The 13,081-nt window shown below is 72.6% G+C and carries 10 protein-coding genes and 1 pseudogene; 8 read left to right on the forward strand and 3 right to left on the reverse strand.

Annotated features, from left to right (window positions below; genetic code table 11):
- Window positions 1-237 precede the first annotated feature (237 nt).
- Together ACLQ2R_RS34345 and ACLQ2R_RS34350 are read left to right on the forward strand one after the other, a co-directional pair.
- Window positions 238-774 (forward strand): hypothetical protein, encoded by a 537-nt coding sequence (locus ACLQ2R_RS34345; RefSeq protein WP_425965580.1) that lies wholly within the window; start codon window positions 238-240, stop codon window positions 772-774.
- A gap of 132 nt (window positions 775-906) precedes the next feature.
- On the forward strand, window positions 907-1,083 hold the full coding sequence (locus ACLQ2R_RS34350; RefSeq protein ID WP_425965581.1) for a hypothetical protein: 177 nt from the start codon (window positions 907-909) through the stop codon (window positions 1,081-1,083).
- A gap of 68 nt (window positions 1,084-1,151) precedes the next feature.
- On the opposite strand, the gene ACLQ2R_RS34355 is transcribed toward ACLQ2R_RS34350, so the two are convergent.
- Complete coding sequence (locus ACLQ2R_RS34355; RefSeq protein ID WP_425965582.1) at window positions 1,152-1,730, reverse strand: PadR family transcriptional regulator; 579 nt, start codon at window positions 1,728-1,730, stop codon at window positions 1,152-1,154.
- 100 nt (window positions 1,731-1,830) lie between these two features.
- Here ACLQ2R_RS34355 and ACLQ2R_RS34360 point away from each other — a divergent pair, with 100 nt between their 5' ends.
- Genes ACLQ2R_RS34360 through ACLQ2R_RS34375 form a run of 4 tightly spaced genes read left to right on the forward strand, consistent with a single transcriptional unit; the run spans window position 1,831 to window position 5,002 of the window.
- Entirely contained in the window at window positions 1,831-2,475 is a 645-nt protein-coding gene (locus ACLQ2R_RS34360) for a class II aldolase/adducin family protein (RefSeq protein ID WP_425965583.1), read from the forward strand.
- Window positions 2,472-3,362 carry a VOC family protein gene (locus ACLQ2R_RS34365; protein WP_425965584.1) on the forward strand — a complete coding sequence of 297 codons (891 nt, stop codon included), beginning with the start codon at window positions 2,472-2,474 and terminating at the stop codon, window positions 3,360-3,362. The genes ACLQ2R_RS34360 and ACLQ2R_RS34365 overlap by 4 nt, the downstream gene beginning before the upstream one ends.
- Window position 3,363: 1 nt before the next feature.
- The gene (locus ACLQ2R_RS34370; RefSeq protein WP_425965585.1) at window positions 3,364-3,570 is read left to right on the forward strand and encodes a tautomerase family protein; all 207 of its coding nucleotides are present in this window, start codon (window positions 3,364-3,366) and stop codon (window positions 3,568-3,570) included.
- Between the two features lies 1 nt (window position 3,571).
- The gene (locus ACLQ2R_RS34375) at window positions 3,572-5,002 is read left to right on the forward strand and encodes an aldehyde dehydrogenase (RefSeq protein WP_425965586.1); all 1,431 of its coding nucleotides are present in this window, start codon (window positions 3,572-3,574) and stop codon (window positions 5,000-5,002) included.
- A 299-nt stretch (window positions 5,003-5,301) separates the two neighbouring features.
- Here the strand turns inward: ACLQ2R_RS34375 and ACLQ2R_RS34380 are convergent, their stop codons facing one another.
- Together ACLQ2R_RS34380 and ACLQ2R_RS34385 are read right to left on the reverse strand one after the other, a co-directional pair.
- Window positions 5,302-7,524, reverse strand: coding sequence for a cellulose binding domain-containing protein (locus ACLQ2R_RS34380; RefSeq protein WP_425965587.1), 2,223 nt, complete (start codon window positions 7,522-7,524; stop codon window positions 5,302-5,304).
- A 150-nt stretch (window positions 7,525-7,674) separates the two neighbouring features.
- A complete protein-coding gene (locus ACLQ2R_RS34385) occupies window positions 7,675-9,027 on the reverse strand; it encodes a family 43 glycosylhydrolase (protein ID WP_425965588.1) in 1,353 nt (450 codons plus the stop codon).
- Between the two features lie 527 nt (window positions 9,028-9,554).
- Between ACLQ2R_RS34385 and rph the strand changes: the two genes are divergently transcribed.
- Window positions 9,555-12,161, forward strand: coding sequence for a rifamycin-inactivating phosphotransferase (gene rph / locus ACLQ2R_RS34390; RefSeq protein ID WP_425965589.1), 2,607 nt, complete (start codon window positions 9,555-9,557; stop codon window positions 12,159-12,161).
- Window positions 12,162-12,867: 706 nt separating this feature from the next.
- A pseudogene (locus tag ACLQ2R_RS34395) lies at window positions 12,868-13,081 on the forward strand (RICIN domain-containing protein); the annotation flags it as partial.

A 13,081-nucleotide genomic window follows, 5' to 3' on the forward strand; every position in this document is an offset into this window, starting at 1 on the left:
CGTTCCGTCCCAGCTCGGCGCGGGTGCCGGAAAGCCGGCGACCGGGGGCCGGGGAGCCGGGAGAACATCGGCCGGACGGGTTTTCACGGGCCGCGCTCCCCGGCCGGCGGCGAATCCCGCCGCATCTTTGACGCGGGATTTCACGGTGGTTTGGGACCGACATAATAGGCGGCCTTCACCGCGGGCGGGAGACGAGCGCCCGGGATCTCCCGGGCGTCGCGAGGGTACGGTGTGGCGATGGGAGACACCTGCGAGGTCGTGCTGTCGATGGACATCCGGGCCGGCGTCACCGACGACGAGCTCGCCGAGCTGCGCTGGCACGTGGGGCTGGGACCACGGCCCGGGCGGCTGCCGATCGGCACCGGCAGGTACGGGGAGACCTACCCGCTCGGCGACCCCGAGGACCCCGGCTGCGAGTGGGAGGACGCCGAACCGGCGCCCGTGTTCGCCCGGAGCGGCGCCGCCCGGCGGGTGGGAGGCGCGCTCGTCGCCGAACTGGTCGCGCGGGAGCGGGCGGACGGCTGGGCACTGACGGTACGCCAGGAACTCCATCCCGACGACTTCTACCGGCTCCGGGCCCTGCTGCACTGGCTCGGCCCGCGCTCGGCCGGCACACACGCCGGCGCGCACCCCGGCGGCGCCGAATCCTTCCTCGGCTACCTGCGCTTCCACGAGAGCACCGCGATCGCACCGTTCGTCCTGGCGGACGGGCGGATCCGCGTGCCGGAGGACGTCGAGGCGCACACCCCGCACTGGGAGGACCCCGAGCCGTGACCGGCCGGTGAAGGGGCGGCGGGCGGGACGGCGAACCAGGACGGGACGCCCCTCCCGGCCGGGGCGCCGTCACCCGCGGGCGGCCGGGAGGCCGTGCCAGTCCAGGCACACGATCGTGGCGTCGTCGGCCATGTGGCCGTTGCAGGCGTCCCACACCGCGGTGACCAGGGTCTGGGCGACCTGCCGGGGATGGCGGTGGCGGGCCTCGCGCAGGAGCAGCGGCCAGGGATGACCGGCGCGATCATCCTCTGCCCGCCCTCGTCGTCGGTCACCGAGTACGGCTCCTGGGTGCGCAGCACCACCTCGTAGTCGCTGCCGTCGAGCCGGATGTGCTCGGCGCACCCCCCGCTCCGCGTCACGCTCTGCTCGGTCAGCGGTCAGGCGTCCTCGGCCAGGAGGCGCAGGCCCTCCCGGGCCCAGTCGGCGCGGGCCTGGGCCACGGCGATCTGACCGGCGAAGACGTGCGCCTTCAGTGTGGCGATCCGGTCGTGCTCGGCCGGCGGCCGGTTCCTCAGCCGCTCCCTGAGCAGGTCGGTGTCCCTGTCCAGCAGCGCCTCACGGTGAGCGCGCCACTCGGCGATCAGCTCCTCCTGCTCGGCGATGTGGGCCCTCAGCACGGACGCCGCCCGCTGCGGATCGATCATGTCGAAGAAGAGCGCCTTCAGGAAGAACGCGTCCCGCACCGGAGCCGCGGCGTGGTCGGTCCCCACCCAGGCGCGCAGCTCCTCCAGCCCGCGCTCGGTGATCGAGTAGACCATCCGCCTCAGCTTCGTGCCGCGGATCTCCTGCCGTCCCTCGATCAGGCCGGCCTGCTCCATCCGCCGCAACGCCGGATAGATCTGGCTGTGCGGGGCGGACCACACCCAGCGCGGGGCGGCTTCGAAGAAGCGGGTCAGCTCGTACCCGTTCATCGGACGCGCCTCCAGGACACCGAGCAGCGCGTGCTGAAGCGACATGCCCCTCAGCATAAGGACGCCGCGGAGCCCTGGAACATGTATCGAGATACATGTATGGTCCTGCCTACCCAGATTTCGTGCCGATCGAGGAGGTCGCGCCGTGAGCGCAGAGCTGGCGGAGGCGGGACGCGCGCTCGCCGCGGCCGGGCTGGTCACCGCCTTCGGGCACGTGTCGGCACGCACGACCGGCGACCGGTTGCTGATGACACCACCGGTGCCGCTGGGAACGCTCGGCCCCGCCACCCGGTACGCCGAGGTCCCCCTGGCGGGCACCGACCTGCCCCCGGGAACCCCGCGCGAGGCGTGGATCCACGTGGAGATCGCCCGCGCCCGGCCCGGCGTGCGGGCGATCTGCCGCGCCCAGCCCCCCGTCGCCACGGCCCTGGCCTCGGCCGGGGTGGCGATCCTGCCGCTGCACGGACAGGGCTCCTTCCTCGGGCCCGAGGTCCCCGTCCTCGACGACGCCGTGCTGGTACGCGACCGCGCCCGCGGACGGGCCCTGGCCGAGTGCCTGGGCGAGGCCCCCGCCCTGATCATGCGGGGCAACGGCGCGGTGACCGTCGGCGCGAGCGTCGGCGAGGCCGTCGCCCTGATGTGGGTGCTGGAGGCCTCGGCCCGCATGAACGCCACCGCCGCGGCCTCGGGCACCCCCGTCCCCCTCACGCCCGCCGAACAGCGGGCGTGGCGAGCCGTGCGATCCGAGCTGTCCGGCCGCATCTGGTCCTACCTCCGGGAGTCGTCTTGATCGAGTTGACCGACATCGCCTACGTCCGCTCGGGCGCCGCCGACCTCGACACCGCCGTGCGCTTCGCCGTGGACGTCGTCGGCATGGAACTGACCGCCCGGGAGGACGGCGTCGCCTACCTGCGCGCCGACCACCGCCACCACTGCCTCGCCCTGGTCCAGGGCGAGTCCGGAGTGATCAGCTCCGGGTTCACGCTGCGCGACGAGGACGCGCTCGCCGCCGCCGAGACCACGCTGGAGAAGGCCGGCGTCACCGTCGCCCGCGGCGACGCCGCCGACGCCCGCTCCCGCCGCGTCCGCGACCTCATCTCCTTCGACGACCCCTTCGGCAACCGCGTCGACCTGGTCGTCGACCAGGTCACGCTGACCGCGCCGGTCCGCCACGGCCGCGAGGCCGGCATCACCGAGTTCGGCCACCTGTGCCTGGACGCCCCCGACGTCCGCGAGGCGTACCGCTTCTGGAACGGCCACTTCAACGCGCGCGTCTCCGACTGGATCGGCGACTGGGCGTGCCTGATGCGCATCGACGAGGTCCACCACAAGCTGGCCGTCTTCGAGGGCGGCCGCCCCGGGCTGTGCCACATCAACTTCCAGGTCGACTCCCTCGACGACGTCATGCGCAACTGGCACTTCCTGGAGGCGGCCGGCGTCGAGATCGAGATGGGTCCCGGCCGCCACCCGCAGTCCACCGCCGTCTTCGTCTACTTCAAGGGCCCCGAGGGCATCACGTACGAGTACTCCTGGGGCGTGCGGCTCATCACCGACGAGGACGCCTGGCGCCCCCGCTACTTCGACCCCGCCGAACCCGGCTCCATCGACATGTGGCAGGGCCCGACCCGGCGCGTCCAGAGCCAGCCCCAGATCCGCCGCCCGCTCGGCCGCGACTGACATGCCGCTGGTCGAGGTGACCCTGTCCGAGGGCCGCGACCCGGCCGCGATCCGGGCCCTCATCCACGAGGTCCACGCCGCGGTCGAACGCTCGCTCGGCGCTCCCGCCCCGAGCATCCGGGTGATCGTACGCGAGGTGCCGCGCACCCACTGGGCCGCGGGCGACCAGACGCTCGCCGAACGCGACGAGAGCAACAGAGGTGGATGACATGGAATTCTTCGGACACGTGATCGACGGCGCCGAGGGGGGATCCGCGAGCGGCGAGACGTTCCCCAGCGTCGACCCCTACACCCGCGAACCGTGGGCCGAGATCGCGCTCGGCGGCGCCGGCGAGGTGGACCGGGCCGTCACGGCGGCCCGGCGGGCCTTCGACGAGGGCCCCTGGCCGCGCATGGGCCGCGCCGAACGCGGCCGGCTGCTGCACCGCCTCGCCGACCTCGTCCTCGCCAACGCCGACACCCTCGCCCTGGCCGACACGCGCGACATGGGCAAGCCCATCACCCAGAGCCGCGGCAACGACGTGCCCCGCGCCGCCGACAACCTCCGCTTCTTCGCCGACCACGCCCGCCTGACACCCGCCGAGACCCTGCCCATGGACTCCGGCCACCACGCCTACACCCGCTACGACCCCGTGGGCGTCGCCGCCGCCGTCGCCCCGTGGAACTTCCCCCTGATGCTGGAGACCTGGAAGATCGCCCCCGCGCTGGCCTGGGGCAACACGGTCGTCCTCAAGCCCGCCGAGGACACCCCCGCCTCCGCGACGATCCTCGCCCGCCTCGCGCTGGAGGCGGGCCTGCCCCCCGGCGTGCTCAACGTCGTCCACGGCCACGGCCCCGACTCGGCCGGGCAGGCGCTCACCGAACACCCCGGCGTCGACCGCATCACCTTCACCGGCGAGTCCGCGACCGGACGGGTCATCTCGGCCGCCGCCGCGAAACACCTGGTGCCGGTCAGCCTGGAACTCGGCGGCAAGGGCGCCAACGCCGTCTTCGCCGACGCCGACCTCGACAACGCCGTCGCCTGGTCCCTCCGTGCGATCTTCACCAACGCCGGCCAGGTCTGCCTGGCCGGTTCGCGACTGTACCTCCAGCGGCCGATCCTGGAGGAGTTCCTGGCCCGTTTCACCGCCGGGGCCGAGGCGATGCGCCTGGGCGACCCCAAGCTGGAGAGCACCGAGATCGGCCCGCTGGCGTCGGAGACCCACCACCGCAAGGTCCGCGGATACGTCGAGACCGTCGCCGACGAGGGCGGCACCCTGCACTCCGGCGGGCTCGGGGACGGCTGGTTCGTCCGCCCCACGGTCATCACCGGCATGCCCGCCGGCGGCCGCCACCAGCGCGAGGAGATCTTCGGCCCGGTCGTCACGATCACCCCGTTCGACACCGAGGACGAGGTCGTCGCCCTCGTGAACGGCACCCGCTACGGGCTCAACGCGATGCTCTTCACCGAGAACCTGTCCCGCGCCCACCGCGTCTCCGCCCGCCTGCGCGCCGGAACCGTCTGGGTGAACTGCTTCTTCGTGCGCGACCTGCGGGCCCCGTTCGGCGGCGTGGGCGACTCGGGCGTCGGCCGCGAGGGCGGCACCTTCAGCCGCGAGTTCTTCACCGAGCCCAAGGCCGTCGTCATGCAGATCGGCTGACACCCGCCGGAGCCGGTCACGGGAAGAGGGGACCGGACTTCCAGTAGGTGACCTGAAAGGCGGCGTCCTGCCGGGTGGCCTGATTCGAGCCGGGACCGAGCCGGTCGATGCGGAGTTCGTCGCCGGCGTGGCGGATACAGCGGTCGGGGAAGTCAGCGGCCGGTTCCGAGGTCCGGCAGTGGACCATCGGCTGATCCGATGTCCCCGCCGGCATGACGGGACGCCCCCTCCCCCACCAGGAGGGGACGTCCCGTGGGACGGCGCCGGGAGATCAGGCCCGGATCCCCCGGTGCCGGGTCCTATCGGAGGTAGACCTTGGGTTGCGGCGGGGTGGCCATGCCGTCGCCGACGAAGAAGCTCGGGTGCGGCGGCTGGTTGTAGGCGGTGTTCTGCCAGGCCAGCGCCACCCGGTACTGCGGGTCGTGCAGCAGGGTGTGGATCTTCACGGTGGTCACGTGCGGCGTGGAGTAGATCCGCAGGGCCCGGTTGTCGGTGGTGGGCCAGACGACCTCCTCACGCCAGTCGCCGAGGATGTCACCCGACAGGGACGGGGTGGCCTTGGTGCCGTTGTTGGAGTGCACCCCGGAGGCGGTCAGCAGGCGGGTCTCGCCGCCGGTGCCGTACTTGTCGATGCGGGTCTGGTCCAGCAGCTCGCGCACCGGGTCGGCGTCCCACCAGGCCAGGAAGTTGGCCGAGGAGGGCTGGCGGCCGACGACCGTGCCCGCGGTGTTGCGCAGCCCGCTCTGTCCGGCGCCTGCCGCCCAGGACTCGGCGCCGGGGCTGCCCGCGTAGACGTCGCCGGCCACCCCGCGCCCCGGGCCCTCCCCCGAGCTGGCGGCGGTCTGCCACAGCCGCGACCCGGTGCGGGCGTCGACCATGTACAGGCCGGGGCTGGCGGCCCACTCGGAGATCTTCACGTACTCCAGTCCCGGGCGGGAGGGGTTGAGGTCGCCCAGGTGGGCGGCGTCGCCGTGGCCCAGGCCGGTGCTCCACAGGCCGCGGCCGTTGTCGTCGATGGCGGCGGCGCCGTAGAGGATCTCGTCCCTGCCGTCGGCGTCGACGTCGCCCACGCTCAGGGAGTGGTTGCCCTGGCCGGCGTAGGAGGTGTTGCCGGAGGCGTTGGAGTCGAAGGTCCAGCGCTTGACGAGGGAGCCGTCGCGAAAGTCCCAGGCCGCGATCACGGCGCGGGTGTAGTAGCCGCGGGCCATGATCAGGCTGGGGCGTCGGCCGTCGAGGTAGGCGGTGCCGGCCAGGAAGCGGTCGACCCGGTTGCCGTAGGTGTCGCCCCAGGAGCCGACGTTGCCGCGCGGCGGGTCGTAGCTCACCGTGGACATCGCGGCGCCGCTCTGGCCGTTGAACATGGTCAGGTATTCGGGCCCGGCCAGGACGTAGCCGCTGGAGTTGCGGTGGTCGGCGCTCGCGCTGCCGATCACGGTGCCGCGGCCGTCGACGGTGCCGTCGGCGGTCTTCATCGCGACCTCGGCCCTGCCGTCACCGTCGTAGTCGTAGGCCTGGAACTGGGTGTAGTGCGCCCCGGCCCGGATGTTGCGGCCCAGGTTGATCCGCCACAGCCGGGTGCCGTCCAGCCTGACGCCGTCGACGTAGACCGGGTCGGTGACGCCGGACTGGGAGTTGTCCTTGGAGTTGTTGGCCTCCCACTTCAGCACGATGTCCAGCCGGCCGTCGCCGTCCAGGTCGGCGGGGGCGGCGTCACTGGCGTGGTGACCGGAGGACGGCGGGCTGATCGGCACGTCCAGGTAGCCGTCGCCGAACCGCAGCGAGGTCTCCGAGGCCGGTCCCTCGCTGCCGCCGCTCACCGCACGCACCGTGTAGGAGGCGTCGGCGGCGGCGCCGGCGTCCAGGTAGTTCGTGGAGTCGCTCACGCTCGCGACGCGGGTGGCGCCCCGGTACACGGCGAACGAGGTGCCGCGGGCCTCGCTGCCCAGCAGCCGCCAGGACACCAGGTTGCCCGATCCGGAGCGGACGCTGATCAGGCCGCGGTCCAGGTCCTCGACCTGCTTTGCATCGGCCGGGGGCGGCGTCGGGGTGGGGGTCGGAGTGGGCGTCGGGGTGGGGGTCGGGGTCGGGGTCGGCGAGACGGTGGGCGTCGGGGGGGGCGTCGGGGTCGGCGAGGCGGTGCCGCCGTCGCAGACCGTCCCGTTGAGGGAGAAGGAGGCCGGCGCGGGGTTGGACCCGTTCCAGGAGGCGTTGAACCCGAAGGAGGCGCTGCCGCCGGAGGGGATCGCGGCGTTGTAGCCGGCGTCGACGGCCGTCACCGCCGCCCCGCTCTGCGTCGCGGTGGCGTTCCACGCCTGGGAGACCTGCTGGCCCGCGGTGAAGTTCCAGCTCAGCCGCCAGCCGGTCACCGGGTCACCGAGATTGTCGATCCTCACGTTGGCGCCGAAGCCGCCACCCCACTGGCTGGCGATCTCGTAGGTGACGCGGCAGGACACCGCCGCGGAGGCGGGCGCCTGGGCGGCGACCCCTCCCAGGAGCACCGCGCACACGGCACCGCCGATCACCGCGCGACTCCGCGTCAGACGGATGAAGCGTTTCACATCTGGTCCAATCAGCTGTCGGTCCTGCTGGTTCTTCGGGGGGCCGTCCCTCCCGCTCCGGGTTCCGCGTGACGGCGCTCCGTGAGCGCGGCGGCGTCCGGCGGGCGTGCCGGGTCAGTGCACGAACGGCCAGCCGGCCGCGTCGTAGCCGATCCGGTTGATGCCGAGACGGGAGGCGCCGTTGTCGGCGTAGTAGTGGTAGAACAGCACCTCGCCGTCGGTGTCGGACAGGACGGCCTGGTGGCCCGGGCCGTGGATCGAGCCGTGCCCGGCAAGCACCTGGGTGCCGCCGCCGGAGGTCATCGCGACGCCGTTGCGGTCGAGGTAGGGGCCGGTGACGGAGGTGGAACGGCCGACCATGACCCGGTAGGTGCTGGCGGCGCCCTGGCAGCACCGGTCGAAGGACACCCACTGGTAGTAGTGACCGCCGCGCTTGACGATCACCGGCGCCTCGATCGCGGTGTTGCCGGGGCGGGCGGCGATGCCACGGATCGTGGTGTTCAGGCGCTTGCCGGTGGCCGGGTCCAGCTCGATCAGCTTGATGCCGGTCCAGAAGGAGCCGAAGGACATCCACCAGCGGCCCTGGTCGTCGACGACCAGGTTGGGATCGATCGCGTTGTGGTCGCTGGAGGCGGTGGTGGAGACGACCACTCCCCGGTCGGTCCAGGAGCCGGAGGCCCCGGTGGGGCTGGTGGCCAGGAAGATCGCCGAGCGGTTCGAGCCGAAGCTGGAGGCGGAGTAGTACAGGTAGTACCGGCCGTTACGGTAGGAGAGGTCCGGCGCCCACAGGTTGCGGGCGCCCCCGGTGTACGCGGTGGTCCAGGGGGCGCCGCCGGGGAAGACGCTTCCGGCGTTGCGCCAGTCGACGCGGTCGGCGGAGGTCTTCAGGGCGATGTCGTCGCCGGTGTGGGCCATGAGGTAGCCGCCTCCGGGCCTCTTGACCACCGTGGGGTCGTGCACGCCGACGTCGCCCGTGACGCGGCCGGGGGCCGGGTAGGAGGCCGGCGGGGTCGTCGGCCCCGACGGCGTCGGCGTCGGGCTCGGGCCGGCCGTGGGGCTGGTCGTCGGGCTCGCCGTGGGGGTGGGCGAGGCCGGGGCGCCGGTGCAGGGAACGCCGTTGAGCGCGAAGTCGGCCGGGGTGGAGCCGCTGCCCGTGCCGGTGGCGTTGAAGCCGAACGTGGTGCTGCCGCCGGAGGGGATGGCGGCGTTGTAGCCGGCGTCGACGGCCGTCACCGCCGTCCCGCTCTGCGTCGCGGTGGCGTTCCACGCCTGGGAGACCCGCCGGTCCGCGGTGAAGGTCCAGGTCAGCCGCCAGCCGTTGACCGGGTCCCCGAGGTTGCGCACGGTGACGTCACCGGTGAACCCTCCCGACCACTGCGAGGCCACCGCGTAGTCCACCCGGCAGGCCACCGCCGCCTGGGCGGACGACTGCGCGACGGCCACCACGGGGACCGTCGCTCCGATCACAGATGTTATCGCTAACATAAATCGTTTGAACGATTTTGATCTCTTCATGTCGTGCCAATCACCATTACGGGGGGAGGTGGCCAGACAGTAGGAGCCCCGACCGGGGAAGTCAACGCCCCCTTCTCGGCCGCGAGCAGCCATATCCGTCGAACCGACGCTGTGGCCCAGGTCACACCTTTACCGGTCGTGGTCCGGCGCGGACTTAAAACGTGAAAATTTCACGGCCGTACGGCGAGCACGACCCGGTCCCGGCTCCACCGCCGACGGGACCCGCCTGATCCCGTGCACCTGTGGCGGCGGGCAGAACCAGCCGTTCACGAAAAACAGCCCTGATTCGTGTCACCCGCGCGGACGTCCCGGCGCCGTCGGATCGATCGAGGAAGGCCGGGCAGGGAGGGGGCGGATCGGGCCGCGCGTCACCTCCCGCCACTTTCACTTTATAGCAGACCGGCGTGCCTCATGAGGCGCCGGGAAGTGCCCCATACTGCCCGTTGCGAATCGACCCGACGAGCGAGGGGGCAACGGAATTGGGTTACGTGCTGGGTTTCGAGGAGATCGGCTCGACGAGCGTCGCGGACGTCGGCGGGAAGGGGGCGCACCTGGGCGAGCTCTCGCGCGTCGAGGGCATCCGCGTGCCGGACGGCTTCTGCGTCACGACGGAGGCCTTCCGGCGGGTCGTGGCCGAGGACCCGTCGGTCGGGGCCCTGCTGGACCCGCTGTCACGGGTGGAACCGGACGACCGCGCGGCGGTCACCACCCTGAGCGCCGAGGTCCGCCGCGCCGTCGAGGACGTCGAGATCCCCGGCGATCTCGCGGCGGCGATCGGCGGGGCGCTCGCCCGGCTCGGGGAGCGGGTCTCCTGCGCGGTGCGTTCCAGCGCGACGGCGGAGGACCTGCCGACCGCGTCCTTCGCCGGCCAGCAGGACTCGTACCTGAACATCGTGGGCCTGCCCGAGGTCCTCCGGCACGTCCGCAGGTGCTGGGCCTCGCTGTTCACCGAGCGGGCGGTGACCTACCGGCGCCGTAACGGCTTCGACGACCGCGCGGTGCGGATGGCCGTGGTGGTGCAGCGGATGGTGGTCCCGGACGCGGCCGGGGTCCTGTTCACCGCCGACCCCGTGACCTCGAACCGGAAGGTCGCCGCCGTGGAGGCCGGGTGGGGGCTCGGCGAGGCGCTCGTCTCCGGCCTGGTCGCCGGGGACGTCCACAGGGTGCGCGACGACCGGGTCGTCAGCACGACGGTCGCCACCAAGACGCGGCTCGTCCAGGCGGCACCGGGGGGCGGGACCCGGCAGGTGCCGGTCGAGGCGCACCTGCGGACGCGACCGGCCCTGACGGACGCGCAGGTCGTGCGCCTGGTGCGGCTGGGCCGGCGCGTCGAGGCGCACTTCGGCAGGCCCCAGGACATCGAGTGGTGCCTGACCGGCGACGAGTTCCACATCGTCCAGAGCCGGCCGATCACCACCCTGTTCCCCGTCCCCGAGACCGGCGACGGGGAGAGTCACGTCTACGTCTCCGTCGGTCACCAGCAGATGATGACCGACGCGATGAAGCCGCTGGGCCTGTCGGTGTGGCAGCTGACGACGCCCAGGCCGATGCACGAGGCGGGCGGCCGGTTGTTCGTGGACGTGGCCCCCGTCCTGGCGACGTCCGCGGGCCGCGACGGCCTCGTCGAGATCATGGGACGGTCCGACCCGCTGATCCGGGACGCGCTGCTGACCGTCCTCGACCGCGGCGACCTCATCGGCCCGCTCCCGGACGAGGAGGCCGTCGCCGCACCCGCCGGTGACCCGCCCGCCCCGGTCGAGGCCGATCCGGCCGTCGTCACCCGGCTGATCCGGGAGGGGCGGGCCTCCGTCGCCACCCTGCGGGAGGAGATCCGGGACCTGTCCGGGCCGGCGCTGCTCGACTTCGTCCTGGCCGACATCGCGGAGCTGAGGCGCGTCCTGTTCGACCCGCGGGGCATCCAGGTGATCATGGCGGCGATGGAGGCGACCTGGTGGCTCAACGACCACCTCGAGGAATGGCTGGGCGAGAGGAACGCGGCCGACGCGCTCACCCGGTCCGTCCCCCACAACGTCACCTCGGAGATGGGGCTGGCGCTCCTCGACGTCGCGGACGCGATCCGGCCGCACGCGGACGTCGTGGCGTTCCTGCACCGCGTCGCGGACGAGGGGCGGGAGGGCGACGGCTTCCTGGACGAGCTGGCCGGGCTGGACGGCGGGCGTGAGGCGCGCGACGCGATCCGGGGCTACCTCGACGCGTACGGCATGCGCTGCCCGGGCGAGATCGACATCACCAGGACGCGCTGGAGCGAGCGGCCCGCCACGCTGGTGCCCGCCATCCTGGGCCACGTCAGGGACTTCGAGCCGGGGGCCGGCGCGCGGCACTTCGAGCAGGGGCGCCGGGAGTCACGGCGCAGGGAGCAGGAGCTCCTGACCCGGTTGCGCGCCCTGCCCGAGGGGGAGCGGAAGGCCGGGGAGACCAAGCGGATGATCGACCTCGTCCGCACCTTCTCCGGGTACCGGGAGTATCCCAAGTACGGCATGGTCAGCCGCTACCACGTCTACAAGCAGGCGTTGCTGCGGGAGGCCGATCACCTCGTCCGCTCCGGCGTCCTGCGCGAGAGGGAGGACGTCTTCTTCCTGCGGCTCCAGGAGGTGCGGGAGGTCGTGCGCACCGGCGTCGTGGACGCCGGACTTCTCCTGGAGAGGCGGGAGGCGTTCCGGTCGTACGAGGCGCTCACCCCGCCCCGGGTCCTCACCTCGGACGGCGAGGTCGTCACCGGCCGGTACCGGCGTGAGGACGTCCCGCCCGGCGCGCTGGCCGGCCTGCCGGTCTCGTCCGGGACCGTCGAGGGCCGCGCCCGGGTCGTCACGGACATGGCGCGGGCCGACCTGGAGGCGGGCGACATCCTGGTCACCACCTGTACCGACCCCGGCTGGACCCCCCTGTTCGTCACCGTCGCCGGGCTGGTGACGGAGGTGGGCGGCCTCATGACGCACGGGGCGGTGATCGCGCGGGAGTACGGCCTGCCGGCCGTCGTGGGCGTGGAGGGTGCCACCCGGCTGATCCGGGACGGGCAGCGGATCCGCGTCCACGGAACCGACGGGTACGTCGAGATCCTCGGCTGAACCGTCGCCCGGGCCCGCGGCGACGACCCCGGGCCCGGGCGACGGAGGCAGAGCCGGGTGCCGGGTCGGGTGCCGGGTCGGGGGCCGGGCCCGGGCCCGGGCGACGGGGGCCGGGACGGGGGCCGTAACCGGTCCGGAGGAGCGTCCGCGAGAGCGCGCCGACGCTCTGTTTCGCCGAGATGAAGACCGCAGAGACGCTGAAAGTTTCGGCATGACGGCGTTGGAGCGCCACTGCCGCTCCGTCGCCGGAGTCGTGCGCCACGGACGACGCCCCCTGCCGGGAGGATCGAGAACGCTCCCGCCCGACGCCCTCTTCACCCTCTCCCATCAGGGAGAACGCACTGGAATCGACGGCCGCCACCCCCCGCGGGAAGGGCCCCCGGCGCGTCCGTCCGCCCTCGCGCACCGTCTCCGGAACCGGTCTCGGCCGAACGTTGCGGTCAAATCTGACCTTACAGTCGTTGACGGAGTATGGGTTCGTTCTTTACTCTCGGTTTACGTCCCCGAAATGTTAACGTTAACATTTCGCAGGACAGCAAACCGGTCATATCTCAACAAAATAGACATTTCATCTTCTCGATCAACCGCACCTGCTCGAAACCCGGTGCGCCGCCGGCACGCGCAGGGCGGCTTCGGCGTCGTCACCTCCAACCGTCACACCCCCCGGTCTCCGCTCGGCGGCCTCACCTGACCCTAGGAGCACGCCATGCAAGTCCCTGTTCGGGCTCTACCCTCCTCTCCCCCGCGCCACGGGTGGCGAAGAAGGGCACTGGCCGCCGTGGTGGCCGCCCTGATGGGCGCCGCCCTGCTCGTGGCCAACGTGACCACGGCCTCGGCCGCGACGGTCGACACCAACGCCTGGTACGTGCTGGTCAACCGCACCAGCGGCAAGGCCCTGGACGTCTACAACATGGCCACGA

Origin of the sequence: Streptosporangium sp. DT93 (assembly GCF_049844535.1) — a bacterium.
Lineage (GTDB): Bacteria > Actinomycetota > Actinomycetes > Streptosporangiales > Streptosporangiaceae > Streptosporangium.

What these genes read in the sequence shown, in the direction of transcription:
- ACLQ2R_RS34345 (WP_425965580.1), top strand. Translation starts at nt 238, where the DNA reads ATGGGAGACACCTGCGAGGTCGTGCTGTCGATGGACATCCGGGCCGGC.
- ACLQ2R_RS34355 (WP_425965582.1), bottom strand. Translation starts at nt 1,730, where the DNA reads ATGTCGCTTCAGCACGCGCTGCTCGGTGTCCTGGAGGCGCGTCCGATG.
- ACLQ2R_RS34370 (WP_425965585.1), top strand. Translation starts at nt 3,364, where the DNA reads ATGCCGCTGGTCGAGGTGACCCTGTCCGAGGGCCGCGACCCGGCCGCG.
- ACLQ2R_RS34375 (WP_425965586.1), top strand. Translation starts at nt 3,572, where the DNA reads ATGGAATTCTTCGGACACGTGATCGACGGCGCCGAGGGGGGATCCGCG.